20 protein-coding genes are annotated in these 17,519 nt (G+C 63.8%); 1 reads left to right on the top strand and 19 read right to left on the bottom strand.

The window, feature by feature from the left end:
* Nucleotides 1–64: 64 nt before the first annotated feature.
* The 17 genes from folD to ruvC form a co-directional block, all read right to left on the bottom strand.
* The gene (gene folD, locus AC2FME_RS10355) at nt 65–955 is read right to left on the bottom strand and encodes a bifunctional methylenetetrahydrofolate dehydrogenase/methenyltetrahydrofolate cyclohydrolase FolD (protein WP_496681376.1); all 891 of its coding nucleotides are present in this window, start codon (nt 953–955) and stop codon (nt 65–67) included.
* A gap of 55 nt (nt 956–1,010) precedes the next feature.
* Nucleotides 1,011–1,316 (bottom strand): chorismate mutase, encoded by a 306-nt coding sequence (locus AC2FME_RS10350; protein ID WP_496681374.1) that lies wholly within the window; start codon nt 1,314–1,316, stop codon nt 1,011–1,013.
* Nucleotides 1,317–1,373: 57 nt separating this feature from the next.
* Nucleotides 1,374–3,050 (bottom strand): formate--tetrahydrofolate ligase, encoded by a 1,677-nt coding sequence (locus AC2FME_RS10345; RefSeq protein WP_496800373.1) that lies wholly within the window; start codon nt 3,048–3,050, stop codon nt 1,374–1,376.
* 165 nt (nt 3,051–3,215) lie between these two features.
* Nucleotides 3,216–3,791 carry an MOSC domain-containing protein gene (locus AC2FME_RS10340; protein WP_496688393.1) on the bottom strand — a complete coding sequence of 192 codons (576 nt, stop codon included), beginning with the start codon at nt 3,789–3,791 and terminating at the stop codon, nt 3,216–3,218.
* Nucleotides 3,792–3,886: 95 nt separating this feature from the next.
* Nucleotides 3,887–5,803 (bottom strand): ATP-dependent zinc metalloprotease FtsH, encoded by a 1,917-nt coding sequence (gene ftsH, locus AC2FME_RS10335; RefSeq protein WP_496681367.1) that lies wholly within the window; start codon nt 5,801–5,803, stop codon nt 3,887–3,889.
* 76 nt (nt 5,804–5,879) lie between these two features.
* Nucleotides 5,880–7,133 carry a tRNA lysidine(34) synthetase TilS gene (gene tilS / locus AC2FME_RS10330; RefSeq protein WP_496800372.1) on the bottom strand — a complete coding sequence of 418 codons (1,254 nt, stop codon included), beginning with the start codon at nt 7,131–7,133 and terminating at the stop codon, nt 5,880–5,882.
* Entirely contained in the window at nt 7,130–7,954 is an 825-nt protein-coding gene (gene ybgF, locus AC2FME_RS10325) for a tol-pal system protein YbgF (RefSeq protein WP_496800371.1), read from the bottom strand. Before ybgF ends, tilS begins: the two co-directional genes overlap by 4 nt.
* Before the next feature lie 4 nt (nt 7,955–7,958).
* Nucleotides 7,959–8,459 (bottom strand): peptidoglycan-associated lipoprotein Pal, encoded by a 501-nt coding sequence (gene pal / locus AC2FME_RS10320; protein ID WP_496800370.1) that lies wholly within the window; start codon nt 8,457–8,459, stop codon nt 7,959–7,961.
* An 89-nt stretch (nt 8,460–8,548) separates the two neighbouring features.
* A complete protein-coding gene (gene tolB / locus AC2FME_RS10315) occupies nt 8,549–9,868 on the bottom strand; it encodes a Tol-Pal system beta propeller repeat protein TolB (RefSeq protein ID WP_496688385.1) in 1,320 nt (439 codons plus the stop codon).
* Nucleotides 9,865–10,956, bottom strand: coding sequence for a cell envelope integrity protein TolA (tolA, locus tag AC2FME_RS10310; protein ID WP_496743486.1), 1,092 nt, complete (start codon nt 10,954–10,956; stop codon nt 9,865–9,867). Before tolA ends, tolB begins: the two co-directional genes overlap by 4 nt.
* Nucleotides 10,957–10,965: 9 nt before the next feature.
* A complete protein-coding gene (tolR, locus tag AC2FME_RS10305; protein WP_496800369.1) occupies nt 10,966–11,442 on the bottom strand; it encodes a protein TolR in 477 nt (158 codons plus the stop codon).
* A 1-nt stretch (nt 11,443) separates the two neighbouring features.
* A complete protein-coding gene (tolQ, locus tag AC2FME_RS10300) occupies nt 11,444–12,139 on the bottom strand; it encodes a protein TolQ (RefSeq protein ID WP_496681354.1) in 696 nt (231 codons plus the stop codon).
* Nucleotides 12,140–12,248: 109 nt separating this feature from the next.
* Nucleotides 12,249–12,632: a tol-pal system-associated acyl-CoA thioesterase gene (gene ybgC, locus AC2FME_RS10295; protein ID WP_496681352.1), complete on the bottom strand. Its 384-nt coding sequence runs from the start codon at nt 12,630–12,632 to the stop codon at nt 12,249–12,251.
* Nucleotides 12,629–13,252 carry a hypothetical protein gene (locus AC2FME_RS10290; protein ID WP_496681350.1) on the bottom strand — a complete coding sequence of 208 codons (624 nt, stop codon included), beginning with the start codon at nt 13,250–13,252 and terminating at the stop codon, nt 12,629–12,631. Before AC2FME_RS10290 ends, ybgC begins: the two co-directional genes overlap by 4 nt.
* Nucleotides 13,253–13,314: 62 nt before the next feature.
* The gene (gene ruvB, locus AC2FME_RS10285) at nt 13,315–14,334 is read right to left on the bottom strand and encodes a Holliday junction branch migration DNA helicase RuvB (RefSeq protein ID WP_149775762.1); all 1,020 of its coding nucleotides are present in this window, start codon (nt 14,332–14,334) and stop codon (nt 13,315–13,317) included.
* 4 nt (nt 14,335–14,338) lie between these two features.
* Nucleotides 14,339–15,010: a Holliday junction branch migration protein RuvA gene (ruvA, locus tag AC2FME_RS10280; protein WP_496681347.1), complete on the bottom strand. Its 672-nt coding sequence runs from the start codon at nt 15,008–15,010 to the stop codon at nt 14,339–14,341.
* Nucleotides 15,007–15,504 (bottom strand): crossover junction endodeoxyribonuclease RuvC, encoded by a 498-nt coding sequence (ruvC, locus tag AC2FME_RS10275; RefSeq protein WP_496681345.1) that lies wholly within the window; start codon nt 15,502–15,504, stop codon nt 15,007–15,009. The genes ruvA and ruvC overlap by 4 nt, the downstream gene beginning before the upstream one ends.
* Before the next feature lie 327 nt (nt 15,505–15,831).
* Here ruvC and AC2FME_RS10270 point away from each other — a divergent pair, with 327 nt between their 5' ends.
* Nucleotides 15,832–16,044 carry a DUF1127 domain-containing protein gene (locus tag AC2FME_RS10270; RefSeq protein WP_496800368.1) on the top strand — a complete coding sequence of 71 codons (213 nt, stop codon included), beginning with the start codon at nt 15,832–15,834 and terminating at the stop codon, nt 16,042–16,044.
* 99 nt (nt 16,045–16,143) lie between these two features.
* On the opposite strand, the gene AC2FME_RS10265 is transcribed toward AC2FME_RS10270, so the two are convergent.
* Nucleotides 16,144–16,497 (bottom strand): hypothetical protein, encoded by a 354-nt coding sequence (locus tag AC2FME_RS10265; protein WP_490362348.1) that lies wholly within the window; start codon nt 16,495–16,497, stop codon nt 16,144–16,146.
* Between the two features lie 98 nt (nt 16,498–16,595).
* A complete protein-coding gene (locus AC2FME_RS10260; RefSeq protein ID WP_496800367.1) occupies nt 16,596–17,474 on the bottom strand; it encodes a 50S ribosomal protein L11 methyltransferase in 879 nt (292 codons plus the stop codon).
* Nucleotides 17,475–17,519 lie beyond the last annotated feature (45 nt).

Raw genomic sequence — 17,519 nt, 5'->3', positions numbered from 1 at the left:
GCTGGCCGGCCATTGCGTCCAGCCGGTCGCCAGGTTGCGGCCATGCTCTGGCCGCAACCTGTGGTCATGCGGTCAGACCTTCGGGCTCGGGCAGACCATTTTCCCGGCAGCAGGCCGTCAGGGTATTCGCCAGCAGGCAGGCGATCGTCATCGGTCCGACACCGCCCGGAACGGGGGTAATCGCACCTGCCCGTTCGGCCGCACTTGCATAGTCTACATCCCCGACCAGCTTGGTCTTGCCATCGCGCTCGATCCTGTTGATGCCCACGTCGATCACAGTTGCGCCCTCCTTGATCCAGTCTCCGGGCACCATCTCGGGGCGGCCCACGGCGGCCACGACGATATCGGCACTGCGCACCACGTCGGGCAGGTTCTTGGTACGGCTGTGCGCGATGGTCACGGTGCAGCTGTCGCCCAGCAGCAGTTGCGCCATCGGCTTGCCCACGATGTTCGACCGGCCGATCACCACCGCATCCAAGCCGGACAGCGAGCCATGATGATCCCGCAGCATCATGAGGCAGCCCAGCGGGGTGCAGGGCACCATGGCCTTCTGCCCGGTGGCCAGCAGGCCCACGTTCGAGATGTGGAACCCATCCACATCCTTGGCGGGGTTGATCGCATTGATAACCAGGTCTTCATTCAGATGCTTGGGCAACGGCAACTGCACCAGGATACCATGCACCGCCGGATCGTTGTTCAGCTTGTCGATCAACGCCAGCAGGTCCTGTTCGGAGGTATCGGCGTCCAGCTTGTGCTCGTACGAGTTCATGCCGACCTCGACGGTCTGCTTGCCCTTCGAGCGGACATAGACCTGGCTGGCGGGGTCCTCGCCCACCAGCACCACGGCCAGACCGGGCGTGATGCCGTGTTCCTCTTTCAGCTTCGCGACCTTGTCGGCCACCTGCGCGCGCACCTTTGTTGCAAACGCCTTGCCGTCGATAACCTGGGCTACCATCCCTCGATCCCTTCTGTTCAAACACCGGGCCGGGCGCATGCGGCGCCCGGTTCGTTCAACTCGGGCCGAGCACACGCTCTTCGCGCGCGATCGACCAATCTATCAGGATGCGCCACAGCCTTTCGGCAAGATCGGGATCCAGGCCCAAATCGACCGAGTTCGAACGCACCTTTTGCACCACGTCTTCGACACGCTCAGGGATTCGGGCCGGAAGGCCCTCGCCCGGCTTCAGCTCGGACGCGCGGTCGATATAGGTTGCGCGCGTCACCAGCAACTCGATCAGCTGACGGTCCAGCTTGTCGATCTGATTCCGCAGTTCCTGCATGGTTCTACAGTCCTGCGGCGGTGTCAGAGTGGACATCGCAATCTCCTCATGGCCCGGGGATTCCCCGGACCACGAGATGTCTTATTCGGCGGCTTAGAACAAGCCCTCGATCTGGCCTGCGTCATTGAGTCGGATCGTCTCGGCCGCCGGTTTGCGGGGCAGGCCGGGCATGGTCATGATCTCGCCGCACACCACCACGATAAAGCCAGCACCGGCGCTCAGGCGTACTTCGCGCACCGGAACCGAATGACCGGTGGGTGCCCCGCGCAACGCCGGATCGGTCGAGAATGAATACTGGGTCTTGGCCATGCAGACCGGAAGGTTGCCGTATCCGGCGGCTTCCCATTCCTTCAGCTGGTTGCGGATCTTGGCATCGGCCAGCACCTCGTCGGCGCGGTAGATACGCTTGGCGATGGTCTCGATCTTTTCGAACAGCGGCATCTCGTCGGGATAGATCGGCGCAAAATTTGCGGTGCCGGCATCAGCCAGTTCCACGACCTTGCGGGCCAGATCCTCGGACCCTTCCGAGCCCAGCTCCCAATGGCGCGACAGAACCGCCTCGACCCCATGCTCGGCGCAATAATCCTTGACCGCCTGAACCTCGGCATCGGTATCGGTGACGAAGTGGTTGATCGCGACGACGACCGGCACACCGAAGGATTTCACGTTCTCGATGTGGCGGCCCAGATTGGCACAGCCCGACTGTACAGCCACGACGTTTTCGGCGCCCAGATCGGCCTTGGCCACGCCGCCATTCATCTTCATCGCACGCACCGTGGCCACGATCACCACCGCCGACGGCGCGATGCCCGCCTTGCGGCACTTGATGTTCATGAACTTCTCGGCGCCCAGATCGGCCCCGAAACCGGCCTCGGTCACGACATAGTCGGCCACCTTCAGCGCGGTCTTGGTTGCAATGACCGAGTTGCAGCCATGCGCGATGTTGGCGAACGGGCCGCCATGCACGAAGGCCGGATTGTTTTCCAGCGTCTGCACCAGGTTGGGCTGCATCGCGTCCTTCAGCAGAACGGTCATCGCGCCCTCGGCCTTGATGTCGCGGCAATAGACCGGCGACTTGTCGCGGCGATAGGCCACAATGATGTCGCCCAGACGCTTTTCCAGATCCTTCAGGTCGTTGGCCAGGCACAGAATCGCCATCACCTCGGAGGCCACGGTGATGTCGAACCCACCTTCGCGCGGGAAGCCATTGGCCACACCACCCAACGAGCAGGTGATCTGGCGCAGGGCGCGGTCGTTCATGTCGACCACGCGGCGCCAGGCAACGCGGCGCACGTCGATTTCCTGCTCGTTGCCCCAATAGATGTGGTTGTCGATCATCGCCGACAGCAGCGAGTGCGCCGAGGTGATCGCGTGGAAGTCGCCCGTGAAATGCAGGTTCATCTCTTCCATCGGAACGACCTGCGCATAGCCGCCGCCCGCAGCACCGCCCTTCATGCCGAAGTTCGGGCCCAGCGAGGCCTCGCGGATGCAGATCATCGCATTCTTGCCGATGCGGTTCAGGCCGTCGCCCAGACCGACGGTGGTGGTGGTCTTGCCCTCGCCCGCCGGGGTCGGGTTGATCGCGGTCACCAGGATCAGCTTGCCGTCCTCGCGGTCCTGAACCGAGTTGATGAAGCTCTGGCTGACCTTTGCCTTGTCGTGGCCATAGGGCAGCAGATCGTCGCTGGAGATGCCCAGCTTGGCCCCGATCTCCTGGATCGGCAGCTTTTTCGCCTCTCTCGCGATTTCAATGTCGGATTTGTAGCTCATTGGGCAAGGTCCCTGATTGAATTCCGTGCAAAACCGACGCCAAGCGCCGGTGCTGTTCAACCCATACCGTCGTGCTCTGCGGGAATGGATGTGGATTCCGACATTTTCGAGCCGCGAAACGGCGTTGTCACCGTTCAGCGGTTTCGAATGGGAAACGCTTGCGCGTCAGGGCGACCAGGGGCGCTGATCGGGAACAAACAGGGTCAGGGTGTCGCCCAGCGTCACGGCCCCCGGTCGTTCGACCCAGGCCGTCACCCCGCGCCGCCCTTGTGCGGCTGGCTTAAACCCAGCGCCATGGCCGGGCGCGTCAGCCTCGATCTCGCGGCCAGGCAGCACGCAGGGGCGGTTTTCCATGTCGATGGTCAGTGTCATCCCGCCGCTGGCCTGCAGGCGAGAGGATGGCGGGACATGGGTAAAATCCGGAATCCCCTGCACAACGACGCTGGCCCCCAGCAGACCCGGGTCCAAGCTGTCGATACCCATTTCGTCGGCGATATCGGCCAGTTCCTCGGCCGACAGGATCGTCAACTGGCGCACGTTGCGGATCTCCGTGCCCCGTGGATACAGGTTGCTGACCCGCACGCATGAAGGGCGGTTCAGCCCTTGGTGGCGCGCACCGCTGTCGCCCGCGAAATCAAGGTCCAGCCGGTCTACCGAGCGGGCACGCAGAGAGTCCCCGGCCGGGACATGCCCCAGCCAGACGACCGTGGCCTTGAAATCGGTTTCGCGCAAAACGGGCATGGGAATTTCCTTGTCTGACGATCTATCCGTCGCAGCCTGCGTCCCATTCCGGGAAAGGCAAGAAAAAACCCGGCGCGTGGGCCGGGTTTTTTGCGTCATGCAGTGGGTTCGGGCTCCATCCCGCCCTCGGGCGGAGATTTCTTGGGCTTGGTCTTCGGAATTGCCGTCACGCTGGCCGCGCCACCCTGATCGGGTGTACCGCTTTCGTCATCGCCTGCGTGCGGTGGCTCGCCCTTCATCACCCGCTTGATCTCGTCTCCGGTCAGGGTTTCGTATTCCAGAAGGCCCTGCGCCAGACGCTCCCATTCCTCGTGATGGTCGGTCAGGATCTGGTGCGCGCGCTCATATCCCTGCTGGATCAGGCGCTTGACCTCTTCCTCAATCAACTCCTTGGTATGGGCCGAAACCGAGAACCCGGCGGTATTGCCCTGATAGCCCTCATGCGCCTCGGCATAGTCGATATTGCCGACCTTGTCGGACATGCCCCAGCGCATCACCATGGCCCGCGCCAGCTGGCTGGCCTGCATGATGTCGCCGGCCGGGCCGTTCGAGACGTGATCCTCGCCGTATTTGATGACTTCGGCGGCCTTGCCCGCCATGGTCATGGCCAGCTTCTGCTCGCACTCGTCTTTGTGATAGTTCAGCTGGTCCATCTCGGGCAGGCTGACCACCATGCCCAGCGCACCGCCGCGCGGAATGATCGTGGCCTTGTAGACCGGATCGCACAGCGGCAGGGTCATGCCGACAACGGCATGGCCTGCCTCGTGATAGGCGGTCTTTTCCTTCTGGTCCTGTGTCAACACCATCGAGCGGCGCTCGGCCCCCATCATCACCTTGTCCTTGGCGTTCTCGAAATCCTCCATGGTCACGAAACGCCGACCGACCCGCGCGGCCATCAAAGCCGCCTCGTTCACCAGGTTGGCAAGATCGGCGCCCGAGAACCCGGGTGTGCCGCGCGCGATGATGCGCAGATCGACATCCGGGCCCAGCGGCGTCTTGCGGGCATGGACCGCAAGGATCTTCTCGCGTCCTTTGATATCGGGATTACCGACGGTCACCTGACGGTCAAAGCGGCCCGGGCGCAGCAGCGCCGGGTCCAGCACGTCCTTGCGGTTGGTTGCGGCCAGGATGATGACGCCTTCGTTGGCCTCGAACCCGTCCATCTCGACCAGCAGCTGGTTCAGCGTCTGTTCGCGTTCGTCGTTGCCGCCGCCGTAACCGGCGCCACGGTGGCGACCCACGGCGTCGATCTCGTCGATGAAGACGATGCAAGGCGCATTCTTTTTGGCCTGTTCGAACATGTCGCGCACACGGGATGCACCGACACCCACGAACATCTCGACGAAGTCCGAACCCGAGATGGTGAAGAATGGCACGCCGGCCTCACCCGCAATCGCTCGGGCCAGCAGCGTCTTCCCGGTACCCGGAGGGCCGACCAACAGCGCGCCTTTGGGGATCTTGCCGCCAAGGCGCGAGAATTTCTGCGGGTTGCGCAGGAACTCGACGATCTCTTCCAGTTCTTCCTTGGCCTCGTCGATGCCCGCCACATCGTCAAAGGTCACGCGGCCATGCTTTTCGGTCAGCATCTTGGCCTTGGACTTGCCAAAGCCCATGGCACCGCCTTTGCCGCCACCCTGCATCCGGTTCATGAAATAGACCCAGACACCGATCAACAGCAGGAAGGGAAGCAGCGTGATCAGGAACGACTGGAAACCCGATTGCTGTTGCTTCTCTGCCCGAACCGGGATGTCTTTCTCGATCAGCAGCTTGGTGACCTCGGCATCGCCGGGTTTGATCGTGACATAGTTGCCGCCGGACCCCGTGGTATAGCGGATCTGTTCCCCGTCCAGCGTCACGTTCTTGACGTCGCCCGCTTCGACGGCGCTGACGAAATCGGAATAGGTGCGTTCGTTGCTCTGAAGCGTTCCACCTGGACCGCTGAACAGGTTGAACAATGCAAGGATCAGCAGGAACAGAACGACCCAGAAGGCGATGTTGCGCGCGTTGCCCAAGAAATATCTCCCAAAAGACTTCGGCAGATCACAACCTGCCGTGTTGACCCTTAAAATAGAGATGATTGGCGCAGGTTCAATGCGATAAAAACGCGGCCTGAACCTGGGCCCGCGCGGGGACGATTTCAGCCATCCAGCCATTGGCCAGACCAGCCAGCGGCGCCGACAGCAGGTGATCGCCCCGCCAGACCGCGGGCGTCGAACTCAGCACGACCCGCGGCAATCCCTCGGCGCGCCAGTCCGGTAACTGTCTCAGTCCAACCTCGCCCAGCGCGCGCGTCTCGGTGCCGTCGGTGTCCGGCCCGCGCAGAATCCAGCGCCCATCCCAGAGGTCGCCCGGCCTGGCAACCTTCCCGAACACGGCGTTCAGCTCTCGGCAAATCCACGCAAATTTCCCGGACGGAACGATCTGGCATCCTCCGATCACAGCGGCTTGCCCTGCCGCAATCGCGGCCATCGCGCGCGCGACCGTGGCCTGACGCGGAGGGTAGTCTTCCCCCGCGATCCAACGCACGAACCCCACGACCAGCCGTCGCTGAACTTCTGGCGGAGCGGCGGCGAAGCCCGCCCGGTCCAACTGGATACTACCCGCGTGCTGGGTCGCGATGCTCTGGGCCATTTCCCGCGCATATCGTTGCAAGGCTTGATCTGCCCGTCCCATGTTCTCAGCGACGCGCGCCAGAGTTTCGGCAGTGATCCCCAGTTCGGACAAGCCCGCCAGCGCCTGCCGGGCCTTGATCCGGTCGAACCGACGGTCCTGATTCGAAGGGTCCTCTGCCCAGCCGACCCCTTCCGTGTCCAGATAGGCGCGCAGATCGGCACGGGTGGCAAACAGCAAGGGCCGATACAGGGTGACGCCTCCCATGTCCCGCATCACGGGCATGGCCGACAGGCCGGTAACGCCAGCCGCGCGGGCAAGGCGCATCAGAACGGTTTCAGCCTGATCATCCGCCGTGTGCCCCAGGGCGATGGCCGCTATGCCCCGTTCAGCCGCCCAACCGCGCAGCAATTGATACCGCGCCCGCCGGGCCTGATCCTGCAGGTTGCCTGACCCGTCCCAATCCCTCCATTCCAGGATCGTGTGCGGGATATTCATCTGTTCGCACAGCGCGGCCACCCGGGTCGCTTCATCCCCGGCCTCGGGACGCAAGCCGTGGTCCACCGTGGCCGCGAACAGGCGGATGCCCTCACCCCCTGCGACGCGCGCCAGCAAATGTAACAGGGCGGTTGAATCGCTGCCGCCCGAAACCGCGACTCCCAGCCGAGGCGGCAAGGGGCTGGGCAGCCGCGTCCGAAGCCCGGAAAGAAGGCTCTCGGTGTCGCGGGTCAAGAGCAGTCCAGCGACGCCATTTCCTGCGACGCCGCGGAAACGAAACCCGAATCGGGAAAGCGCACCGAAACCTCGCCCAAGGTTATGCAGGCCTGTTCGACCTGTCCCAGACGGCCCAGCGCAGCGCCCAGTTCGTACAGGGCCTCGGGGGCTACGGGACCCTCGGATTCGACGGTAAAACTTGCCAGAAACGCCCGCGCGGCTTCACGCGTGTCCCCCAGCCCTTCCAACGCCTGACCGCGGCGCAGATTGGCCTCGGCGGCCAGCGGGCTGCCAGGATACTTGGCGTCGAATTGCGCCAGCAGGTCGGCGGCCGTCTGGAAATCACCATCGGCCAGGGCCTGCGCCGCCTCGTCGAAATCGGCCTGCTCGCCCACGGCAAGCTCGACCTGGCCGGCACCCTCTGCGATGTCCGGCGCCGGTGGGGTGACGATCGTCGCGGCGTCCTCGCCGCCAAGGGGCGCGGTCGGCTCGCCGCTGAACTCACAGCCCGGCTCCAGCTCGCAAAGCCGAAACTCGAGATCACCGATCCGGTTGGTGCCGTCGCTCACGATGTTCTGGATACGCTGGTTCATCTGCTCGGTCTGGCGGGTCAGCCGCTGCAATTCGGCCTCAATCGCATCAACCCGTTCCAGGATCGAGCTGCCGGACAGGTTTGGCGCGGGCGCGCCGGTGGTCGAAAACTCGCGCTTGAGCCGCTGGATTTCTACATGCAGCACGGTCAGCTCCTGCCGGATATCCGCCAGGGTCTGCTGATCCTGCGCCTGCGCCCCGGTGGCGACGGTCAGGGCCGCCGCCAGCACCAAACCTGCAACCTTCATACCGTCACCCCGCGGTCGAACCGGTCAGCACCGTCACCGCGCGGCGGTTCTTGGAGTAGCATTCCTCGGTGCTGCAAATCTCGATCGGGCGCTCTTTGCCATAACTGATGGTCTGCAGGCGGTTCCCGGCCACCCCGCGCGAAATCAGAAACTCGCGCGCGGCATTGGCCCGGCGGGCGCCCAGCGCCAGGTTGTATTCCCGCGTGCCCTGTTCGTCGGCATGGCCTTCGATGGTGGCGGTATAGTCGGTATTGGCCAGCAGCCAATCGGCCTGGCCCTGCAGAATGGTCCGCGCCTCGGTCGTCAGCGTGGACTGATCGACCGCGAACAGAACCCGGTCACCGACCGCCTGCTGGAAATAGGCCGGCGAGCGCGGATCACTGGCCGATCCCGGCACCAGCGTCCCGGCCCCGCCTGCCCCGCCCAGGGCCGACGGATCATTGTCGGTACATGCGGTCACCAGCGCCAGCGCGCCCAGTGCCGCGATCTTGCTCAATACGTTCATTTCAATCGCCTCTGGTTCCATTTTGTTGTTTGACGCCTGTCTATCACAGCCAAGGTACCTTGTGAACGTCGGCATCATTGACAATCAGTTCATTTCAACAACGGCCCCCATGACGGATCGCTGCCCCCGTCCGGTGTGCGGACCGGGCGTAGGTTGCGCCCCGAGATGTCGACCGAATACAGCGTAGACCGCCCGCTGGCCCCCTGTGTTTCGCGGGTGAACATGATGACCCTGCCATTGGGCGACCAGGTCGGACCTTCATCCAGGAACGAGGCGGTCAGAAGACGCTCTTCGCTGCCGTCCACGCGCATCACGCCGATGTGGAAGCGGCCCTTGTTCTGCTTGGTGAAGGCAATCAGATCGCCCCGCGGCGACCAGACCGGTGTGCCATAGCGGCCCTGGCCAAAGCTGATGCGGGTCGCCTCGCCGCCATTGGCGGGCATCACATACAACTGAGGCTGGCCCGACCGATCACTTTCAAAGACGATCCGCGAACCGTCCGGCGAATAGCTTGGTGCGGTTTCAATGGCAGGCGTATTGGTCAGGCGTACGCTCTGCCCCGAGGCCAGATCCATCTTCCACAGGTCGGTATTGCCGCCCTGGGTCAGCGAATAGACGATCGAGCGACCGTCGGGCGAGAACCGCGGCGAAAAGCTCATGGTGCCGTCCTGCGTTTTCAGCTCCTGCTTTTTCACCCGGCCCACATCCAGCAGATAGATGCGCGGGCGGCCGCTTTCATAGCTGGTGTACAGCAGCCGGTCGCCCGCCGGTGAAAAGCGCGGCGCCAGAACGATGGCGGCGCTGTCGGTCAGGTACTGCACATTGGCGCCGTCGTAGTCCATGATGGCCAACCGTTTGCGCCGCTGATCCTTGGGGCCGCTTTCCGACACATAGGCGACGCGGCTGTCGAAATAGCCACCCTCGCCCGTGATGCGGCTATAGACCTGATCGGCCACCTTGTGCGCCATCCGCCGCCATCCATCGATCGGGCCCGAAAACTGCAACCCGTTGCCCAGTTCCTGCCCCGAAAACACGTCCCACAGCCGGAACCGCACCGTCAGGGTATTGCCCGAGAGGTTCACCGCGCCGGTCACCAGCGCGTCGGCGTTGATCGCCTTCCAGTCAGCGAACTGGATCGGGGCCTCGAAACTGCTGACCTGGCTGATGAAGGCCTCGGGCGCGATTTCGCGGAACAGGCCGGTGCCGGTCAGATCGGTGGCGACCACGCGGCTGATGTCGGTGGCATATTGCGTGGCGGCCGGGGTATCGGGCACGAAGTTCGGCACAGCGAAGGGCATCGGTTCGATGATGCCTTGATCCAGCTCCAGCCTCAGCGGCCCTGTCTGGGCAGACGCCGGGGCCGACAGCAAGGTCAGGCCGACAAGGAGGCTGGTCAGTAGTTTCATCATTTGATCCGCATCCTCTCGGGATTGAAGGTGATCTCAATATCCTTCCAATGCGCGTATTTGTCAGCAGGAAGGTCGTATCCTTTGGCACCACAGCGCAAAATCGCGCGTCGGGCGGCCTCGTATGCCTGTTTCGCGGCGCCCGCCGACCCGCCCGAGCTGTCCAGCATCCGCAGGCTGCCCGCAACGATCGTGCCGTCGCGGTTCAGCGAAAAGCCGACCACGACGACGGTTTGCAGGGCGTCGGTCGAGAGGGACCCCACATTCCAGCACCGCGATACGGCCAGACGCATCGCGTCTTTCTCGCCGCTTGTCAGGGGCGGGCCGGCCGGTTCCTCGGCGGCACCCAGCGCCTCGGCCAGGGCATCGTTGATGGCGGCCTGATCCTGCGGGGCCGGCTCGGATGGTGTATTGGTCTCGGCCACCTCGGCCTGAGCGGTTGGTTGCGGCCGGCTGGGCCGTACCCGCGGGCGCGGCGAACGTTGGGGCGACAGGTCCTTGCCTTGTTCCGCTTCGGTCACGATCTGGTCGGTCGCCTCTTCAGGGGCGGTCTGATCCTGTTGTTCTTGCTGGGTCTCGGCGCCCTCATCCAATGAAACGGCCGGTGTTTCGATGTCATCGGGCTTGGCATCCGGCGGTGGCGGCGCGATGGGTTCCGGCGCGATCTTGTCGGCGGGGCGCGGCTGAGACTCAGGCAAGGCGGGCAAAACGGCCACCTCGGGTTCGGGCTCCGCCAGAACCGGGGGCTGTTCGATGATTTCCGGCTCGGGCGGTGCCTCGACGGGGACGGGCTGAGGCTCGGGGTCTGGTTCCGGCGGAGTCACGGTTTCGGGTCGCGGTGGTTCCTCATCAACCGGCTCAGGGAGCTGAGGCGCCGGGGGTTCTGCGTCCGGAGTTTCAAGCCCACCAGGCGCCACCGCCACCGCCGGAGCCTCCCGCTGTGCAGTCAGCGCCGCGAATTGCTCGGCCGAGATCACCGACACCTCCTGTACGGCCATCGGCAGAGGCTCGGAGCGGAAGGTGCCGCCGAACAAGGCCCAGCCGATCAGGGTGACGTGGGCAATCGCCGAAATCTTGGTGCCGGTATCCACCGCGCGGCCTCACTCTTGGCCTTCGTCCAGCGACGGTCCGCCGGTGTCGGTGACCAGGCCCACATTGGAAAAGCCCCCCGCGTTCAACGCGCCCATGACCTGCATGACCTGCGCATAGGGGATCGCGCCGTCGGCCCGCAGAAACACGCGGTCGCTGCTTCGCTCGGCCGCGATGGCGCGCAGTTTGCCGACCAATTCGTCACGCGCGACGTCCGTGGTCTGAATCTGCACCCGTCCACCCGCTGTCATGGTCACGGTCAGCGGTTCCTCGTTGTCGCTGGGCAAGGCGCTGGCCGCCGTCTTGGGCAGGTCGACCGGAACACCCACCGTCATCAGTGGGGCGGCAACCATGAAGATGATCAGCAGCACCAGCATCACGTCCACGAAGGGGGTGACGTTGATCTCCGCCATCGGCTGGGCACGGCCGCGGCGGCGTCCGCGGCGACGCCCGTTGCCGCCCGACGATTGCTGCATCGCCGCGCCCATGTCAGCTGTCCAACTGGCGTGACAGGATGGTCGCGAATTCGTCGGCGAATGCCTCGTATCCGCCGACGATGTGGTCGCTGTCCGCGCTCAGCTTGTTGTAGAAGATCACTGCCGGAATCGCCGCCAGCAGGCCCAAACCGGTGGCCAACAGCGCCTCGGCGATGCCCGGCGCCACGACGGCCAGATTGGTGTTCTGCTGCTCGGCGATTTCGATGAAGGCGTTCATGATGCCCCAGACCGTGCCGAACAGCCCGATGAAGGGCGCGGTGGACCCCACCGTGGCCAGGATCGGCAGGCCCTTGTTCAGCTTTTCGGCCTCTTTCGCTATGGCCACGTCCATCGACCGGTCGATACGGGCCGTGGCCCCCGCGATCAGCCCGCCGTCGTTGCGATGCGACCTGCGCCATTCGATCATCCCGGCCGCGAAGATCTTTTCCGATGCGCCATCGGGCTGCGGTCCGATCTGCTCGAACAGTTCGTCCAGCGGATTGCCCGACCAGAAGGCCTGATCGAATGCCTCCGCCTCGCGCCGGGCCGCGCGATAGTTGATCAGCCGTTGAATGATGATCGACCACGACCAGAAGGATGCGACGACCAACATCAGCATCACGACTTTGACGATGAATGTCGCGCGGGCAAACAGCCCCCACATGGAGAAATCGATCTCCTGCGCAAGCGCCAGCGTTTCAGCTTCCATGAACCTGCTCTTTGTTTTTGCCTGGCGGCCGTTGTTTGGCCTTGTTTTGCCGAACGCTAGCGCAGTTGCGTGCAAAATGCCATCAGAACCGCCGGGCCTTAGCAAATTGTTACATCAATGCGCGAATCTCTGCCGGCAACCGGATCGGCTTGCCGTCCTTGTTGATGCAGACGGCGGTGACGGTGGCGCGGAAGATCTCGGTGTCACCCCGACGGATCAGCTGTGCCATGGTCAGACGCACGCCCGAGATCGCGACGACCTCGGTCTCGACGATCAACTCGTCGTCGAACCTGGCCGAGGCAAGATAGTCGGCCTCGACGCGCCGCACGACCCAGACGACACCCGCCTCACGCATTGCGTTCTGGTCATTGCCCAGATTCCGGACCCAATCCGACCGGGCGCGCTCGATATAGCGCAGGTAGTTGGCGTGATAGACGACGCCTCCCATGTCGGTGTCCTCGTAATAGACGCGAATGGGAAAGACGTGTTTCATTGCGGACGCTCCATCCGGGCAAACAGGCGCAGCGCGTGCGAAGGGTCCTGCGCCACCGCCGGCAGAACCGGATCATAGGCGGCGCGGATCAACCCGGCAATGTCGGGCCGAAGGATCGTCGTCTCGCCCGCCACGGCCAGGGGCGAGCGGTCGCGGAACGCCGTGTCGGACCACAGCAAAATGGTCTGAACGACCTGCGAAAGGGCCAGGGTTTCAGCCGGCACCTTCGACAACTCGCGATCCATCCGTAGAAAGACGAAAGCCGCTCGGATCGCACCGTCTTCGTCGAAGCGGAAAATCCGGTACTGGTTCGCCCCGGCGCCCTCCAGCCGCGCAACCAGCGGGACAAGATCGGGTATCAGACGATCCAGGTCGGGGACCTCGGGCAACTCGCTCCACTCGCGAAAGAAGAACACCATGCAGTTCGCGCCCAGTTCGGGGTCGGTCTCGGCCATCTTGTGATCGGCCAGCGCAACCACCGCCTCGAACGCGCCTTTGACCGTGGCCAGGGTTTCATCCTCTACCCCGAACACGACAGGCACGATCGGACGGCCCCAGCGCGCAAACAGGAACGCGCCATCGGATCGGGTAAACAGCGCCTGGATCTCTTCGGGTGTCACGCCCTGCCCTTCGTCTTTTGAAAATTCTCTCGCCCCAGCCCTAAAGTCTGAGGCCGGCGGCTTCAACCAAACAGGTCGCTCTGTCCCTTGGGCGCGGCCATCCCCAGATGCGTCCAGGCCTTCTGTGCCAGCATCCGGCCGCGCGGCGTGCGCTGGATCAAGCCCTGTTGCAAAAGATAGGGCTCGATCACTTCCTCGAGCGAGTCGCGGCTTTCGGAAAGGGCGGCCGACAGGGTCTCGATCCCCACCGGACCTCCGCCATAATTCTCGGCGATCAGTTTCAGATAGCGGCGGTCGGCCCCGTCCAGACCCAGATTGTCGACGCCCAGCCGCGTCAGCGCGCCATCGGCCAGTTCGCGCGTGATGCGACCGTCGCCTTCGACAATGGCGAAATCCACGACCCGCCGCAGCAGCCGCCCGGCGATACGAGGGGTGCCCCGCGACCGGCGCGCGATCTCGCGCGCACCGTCGTCATCGGCCGGCGCGCCCAGCTTGCGGGCGTTGCGGGTGACGATCTCGTGCAGCTCGTCCACGGTGTAGAATTGCAGCCGGGTGGGAATACCGAACCGGTCGCGCAGCGGGGTGGTCAGCAGGCCCATCCGCGTGGTCGCCCCGACCAGGGTAAAGGGCTGCAGCTCGATCCGCACGGTACGGGCCGCGGGGCCCTCGCCGATCACCAGATCCAGCTCGAAATCCTCCATCGCCGGGTACAGCACCTCTTCCACCGCCGGATTCAGGCGGTGAATCTCGTCGATGAACAGCACGTCGCGCTCTTCGAGATTGGTCAGGATCGCCGCAAGATCCCCGGCCTTGGCCAGAACCGGCCCCGAGGTCATGCGGAAGTTCACCCCAAGTTCGCGCGCCATGATCTGCGCCAGCGTCGTCTTGCCCAAGCCCGGAGGGCCGTGGAACAGCGTGTGGTCCATCGCCTCGTTCCGCTGGCGGGCCGACTGGATGAAGATGCGCAGATTGGCCCGCGCCTCGGCCTGGCCGATGAATTCGTCCAGCCCCTGCGGGCGCAAGGCGCGGTCGTTGTCCTCGGGCAGAGGCTGCGGGCGCAGGGTCGGGTCGGCATCAACCATTCATTCAGCCTTTCGGAGCCAGCAGTTTCAACGCCGCGCGGATCAATTCGGCCTCGCCGGCATCGGGCAGGTTGGCGGCGGCCTCAGCCACGGCAGAGGCGGCCTCGGACGGGCCATACCCCAGGTTCGACAGCGCCGACAAAGCACCCGCCGACGCCGCACCCGCGCCGGGTTTCGGGGACCGCACGGGGGCCGGCGCCGGGTCTGCGGGTTCAACCACCTCGGCCACGGGGCCGTCCATTGCCTCGGTCACCGTGCCGCCCATCGCCATGACGCCGGGCGCCTTGTCTTTCAGGTCCAGCACGATGCGCTGCGCGGTCTTAGGCCCGACACCCTTGGCCGCCTTTACCGCGCCCCAATCGCCTAGCGCGATGGCCCGGCTGACCCCGTCCGGCCCCAGCGCCCCCAGAATGGCCAGCGACACCTTGGCCCCCACTCCCTGAACCGAGCAGAGCAGCCGGTGCCATTCTTTCTCGACCAGTGACAGAAAGCCGTAAAGCTGCATCAGGTCCTCGCGCACCACCAGATCGGTGTACAGCGAGACCGCCTCGCCCACCCCGGGCAGGGCCGCCATGGTGCGGTCCGAGCAATAGACGATGTAGCCGACCCCGCGCACGTCGATCAGAAGGTGATCCGCCGCGCGGTAGTCGATGCGTCCTGTCAGCTTGCCGATCATGAGACCACCTGTTTGATGCGGGCCTGCGGCGTCGCCCCGTAGAACGCATGGCAGATCGCGATCGCCAGCGCGTCCGCCGCATCGGCCCCCTTGGGCTGGCATCCCGGCAACTGAAGTTTGACCATGTGCAGAATCTGCTCCTTCTCGGCGTGCCCTACGCCCACCACGGTTTTCTTGACCCGGTTGGGCGCATATTCGCCCACCGGCAACCCGGCCTGCGCCAAGGTCAGCAACGCCACTCCGCGCGCCTGACCCAGCTTCAGCGTCCCGGCGCCGTCCTTGTTGACGAAGGTCTGTTCGATCGCTGCCTGGTCGGGTTGATGCTCGGCGATCACCTCGACGATCTGGTTGTGCAGCGACAAAAGCCGCTCGCCCAGATCATCCCCGTCGGATTTGCACAGGCCGTTGGCAACGTGGCTCAGCCGGCTGCCATGTGATTCGATGACGCCCCATCCCAGGGTGCGCAGCCCCGGATCGATGCCCAGAATTCGCATGTTGTGCCTCGGCCTGCTCGGGTTTTCGTGATCTTTTTCATCGATTAGCACGAAGCGTGAACATTTTCCAAGCGAATTGACACCACACCCAAAAACGACACCTATGCTCCACCTGCGACACGGCGGCCTGAATCCGACGCCGAAAGGTCTGAAATCGACATGGCTCGGGGGTCATTTTTCACCTTTTTTTCATGGCTTTTTCAGGTATCGGGACCCTTGCAAAATCTGCATGGGACACATGCAATTTTGTGCCTTGCTCGGGCGCACCTTCGTCATTAGCTGCCGCGCAGCATTTGGAATGAAGCACCAACCAGAAGGAAGCAGGATATGGCTGCACTGGAACCCACCCGCGCCGCAATTGGCTCGATCGGCTTTGCAGGCCGTATCGGCGCTTTTCTGGCCTCGATCGTGAACGCCGTCATCGAATGGAATGATGCCCGCATCACCCGCAAGGCGCTGAACGGCCTGAGCGATCGTGAATTGGAAGACATCGGCCTGTGCCGGGGCGACATCGAAGCAGTCGCCGAAGGCCGCCGCTGAACGACAGCCACCACCACTCACTTGCTCACTCCAGCCATCGGTTCAGAGGCGGGGGCAAAAAACGAACACCGCGGACCGGAAGGTGCGCGGTGTTTGCGTTCAAGACAGCTTGTAGATGATCGCCTTGAATTGATCGGACATGAATTGTGTCACCGGATCGATCTGCATGACCCATGCACCGGCCTGTTCGATCGCTGTCCCGCCGTTCAGCACGTCGAGCCGGGTTTGGTACCCGGACGGTCCCAGGCTGGACAACAGGAAAGCCTTGAATGCAAACACCCCGACCAGACACATAACAAGAACCTTCAGCGGAACGGCCGAGCGCACCCGTTGGGGTTTCATGACGACCAAACCATCTTTGCGCATGGTCGCGCGATAGCCGCGGCTCATCTTGTTGTGTTTCTTTGTCAGCCGATGAACGCGCTGATCGAATTCAAGTTGTTTTCCTGTCATGGCAGCCTCCAAAAACCGCCCCCCAAATTCATTGGATGACGGTAGAAGGAGAATGCGTCAAAACCGTGGCAAAAATCCACAAAACTCCTGCAAATGGTCTAATTTGCGCCCTGTTTGGTTAAGACTAGCGTCGTCCATTCACCAATCATTGATCGATCCATCGTATTGAACCCGTTTCGTGTATAAACCGATTCCACTTCGTCGGCCTGCTCGTTGAGGATTCCCGACAGGATCGCATGTCCGCCTCCGCGCAGATTCTGCGCGATTTCCGGCGCAAGGGCTACCAGCGGACCCTTCAGAATGTTGGCAAAAATCAGATCGTAAGGCGCCGCCGCTTGGAGGTCGGGATGGTCAAATCCGGCGGCCTCGACACAACGGACGGCCCCGGCCATGCCGTTGGCCTTCAAGTTGGCCTCGGCCACTTCTACGGCAACCTCGTCGATGTCGCTGGCCAGAATCTCGCCCGACCAGACCCGCGCCGCCGCCATCGCCAAAACCGCCGTACCGCAGCCGATATCGGCGACCTTGCTGGCCTCGAACCCATTCTCAATCAGCTTGTCCAGCGCCTTCAGACATCCCAGCGTCGTTCCGTGGTGCCCGGTGCCGAAGGCCATCGCCGCCTCGATCAGCAGCGGGATGCGTCCCTCGGGCAGCTTGTCGGCATCGTGGCTGCCATAGACGAAAAACCGCCCGGCCTCGACCGGGGCCAGCTCGCGCCGGACATGGGCGACCCAGTCGGTTTCCGGCAGTTCCGACACCACGAACGGCTTGGCTTCGAAGGCCGCCGCCAGCAGGGCGAGAGCAGCCTCGTCCGGGGTTTCGGTGAAATAGCCGCCGACCTCCCACAGGCCCGAGCCGTCCTCGACCTCAAAAACGCCCACGCCGGTGGGTTCGGGATCCAGACGCTCCATCGCTTCGCCGAGGCTTTCGGCCGCGGCTTTGCCTGTCAGGGTAGTCAAGGCGGTGAATGTAGGCATGGGAACCTCCTGCAGAAACCGCCTTTGCGCCTAGGGCCGTCAGCC

This window comes from Ruegeria sp. BHSC026 (assembly GCF_059613065.1).
The sequence above is the reverse complement of the archived record's forward strand: the minus strand, read 5'-3'. Positions and strand labels throughout refer to the sequence as shown.

Excerpts from the sequence above, each read along its gene's own strand:
- folD (WP_496681376.1), bottom strand. The coding sequence starts at position 955 with ATGGTAGCCCAGGTTATCGACGGCAAGGCGTTTGCAACAAAGGTGCGC.
- AC2FME_RS10350 (WP_496681374.1), bottom strand. The coding sequence starts at position 1,316 with ATGTCCACTCTGACACCGCCGCAGGACTGTAGAACCATGCAGGAACTG.
- AC2FME_RS10345 (WP_496800373.1), bottom strand. The coding sequence starts at position 3,050 with ATGAGCTACAAATCCGACATTGAAATCGCGAGAGAGGCGAAAAAGCTG.
- AC2FME_RS10340 (WP_496688393.1), bottom strand. The coding sequence starts at position 3,791 with ATGCCCGTTTTGCGCGAAACCGATTTCAAGGCCACGGTCGTCTGGCTG.
- ybgF (WP_496800371.1), bottom strand. The coding sequence starts at position 7,954 with ATGAAGGTTGCAGGTTTGGTGCTGGCGGCGGCCCTGACCGTCGCCACC.
- pal (WP_496800370.1), bottom strand. The coding sequence starts at position 8,459 with ATGAACGTATTGAGCAAGATCGCGGCACTGGGCGCGCTGGCGCTGGTG.
- tolB (WP_496688385.1), bottom strand. The coding sequence starts at position 9,868 with ATGATGAAACTACTGACCAGCCTCCTTGTCGGCCTGACCTTGCTGTCG.
- tolR (WP_496800369.1), bottom strand. The coding sequence starts at position 11,442 with ATGGGCGCGGCGATGCAGCAATCGTCGGGCGGCAACGGGCGTCGCCGC.
- tolQ (WP_496681354.1), bottom strand. The coding sequence starts at position 12,139 with ATGGAAGCTGAAACGCTGGCGCTTGCGCAGGAGATCGATTTCTCCATG.
- ybgC (WP_496681352.1), bottom strand. The coding sequence starts at position 12,632 with ATGAAACACGTCTTTCCCATTCGCGTCTATTACGAGGACACCGACATG.
- ruvB (WP_149775762.1), bottom strand. The coding sequence starts at position 14,334 with ATGGTTGATGCCGACCCGACCCTGCGCCCGCAGCCTCTGCCCGAGGAC.
- ruvA (WP_496681347.1), bottom strand. The coding sequence starts at position 15,010 with ATGATCGGCAAGCTGACAGGACGCATCGACTACCGCGCGGCGGATCAC.
- ruvC (WP_496681345.1), bottom strand. The coding sequence starts at position 15,504 with ATGCGAATTCTGGGCATCGATCCGGGGCTGCGCACCCTGGGATGGGGC.
- AC2FME_RS10270 (WP_496800368.1), top strand. The coding sequence starts at position 15,832 with ATGGCTGCACTGGAACCCACCCGCGCCGCAATTGGCTCGATCGGCTTT.
- AC2FME_RS10265 (WP_490362348.1), bottom strand. The coding sequence starts at position 16,497 with ATGACAGGAAAACAACTTGAATTCGATCAGCGCGTTCATCGGCTGACA.
- AC2FME_RS10260 (WP_496800367.1), bottom strand. The coding sequence starts at position 17,474 with ATGCCTACATTCACCGCCTTGACTACCCTGACAGGCAAAGCCGCGGCC.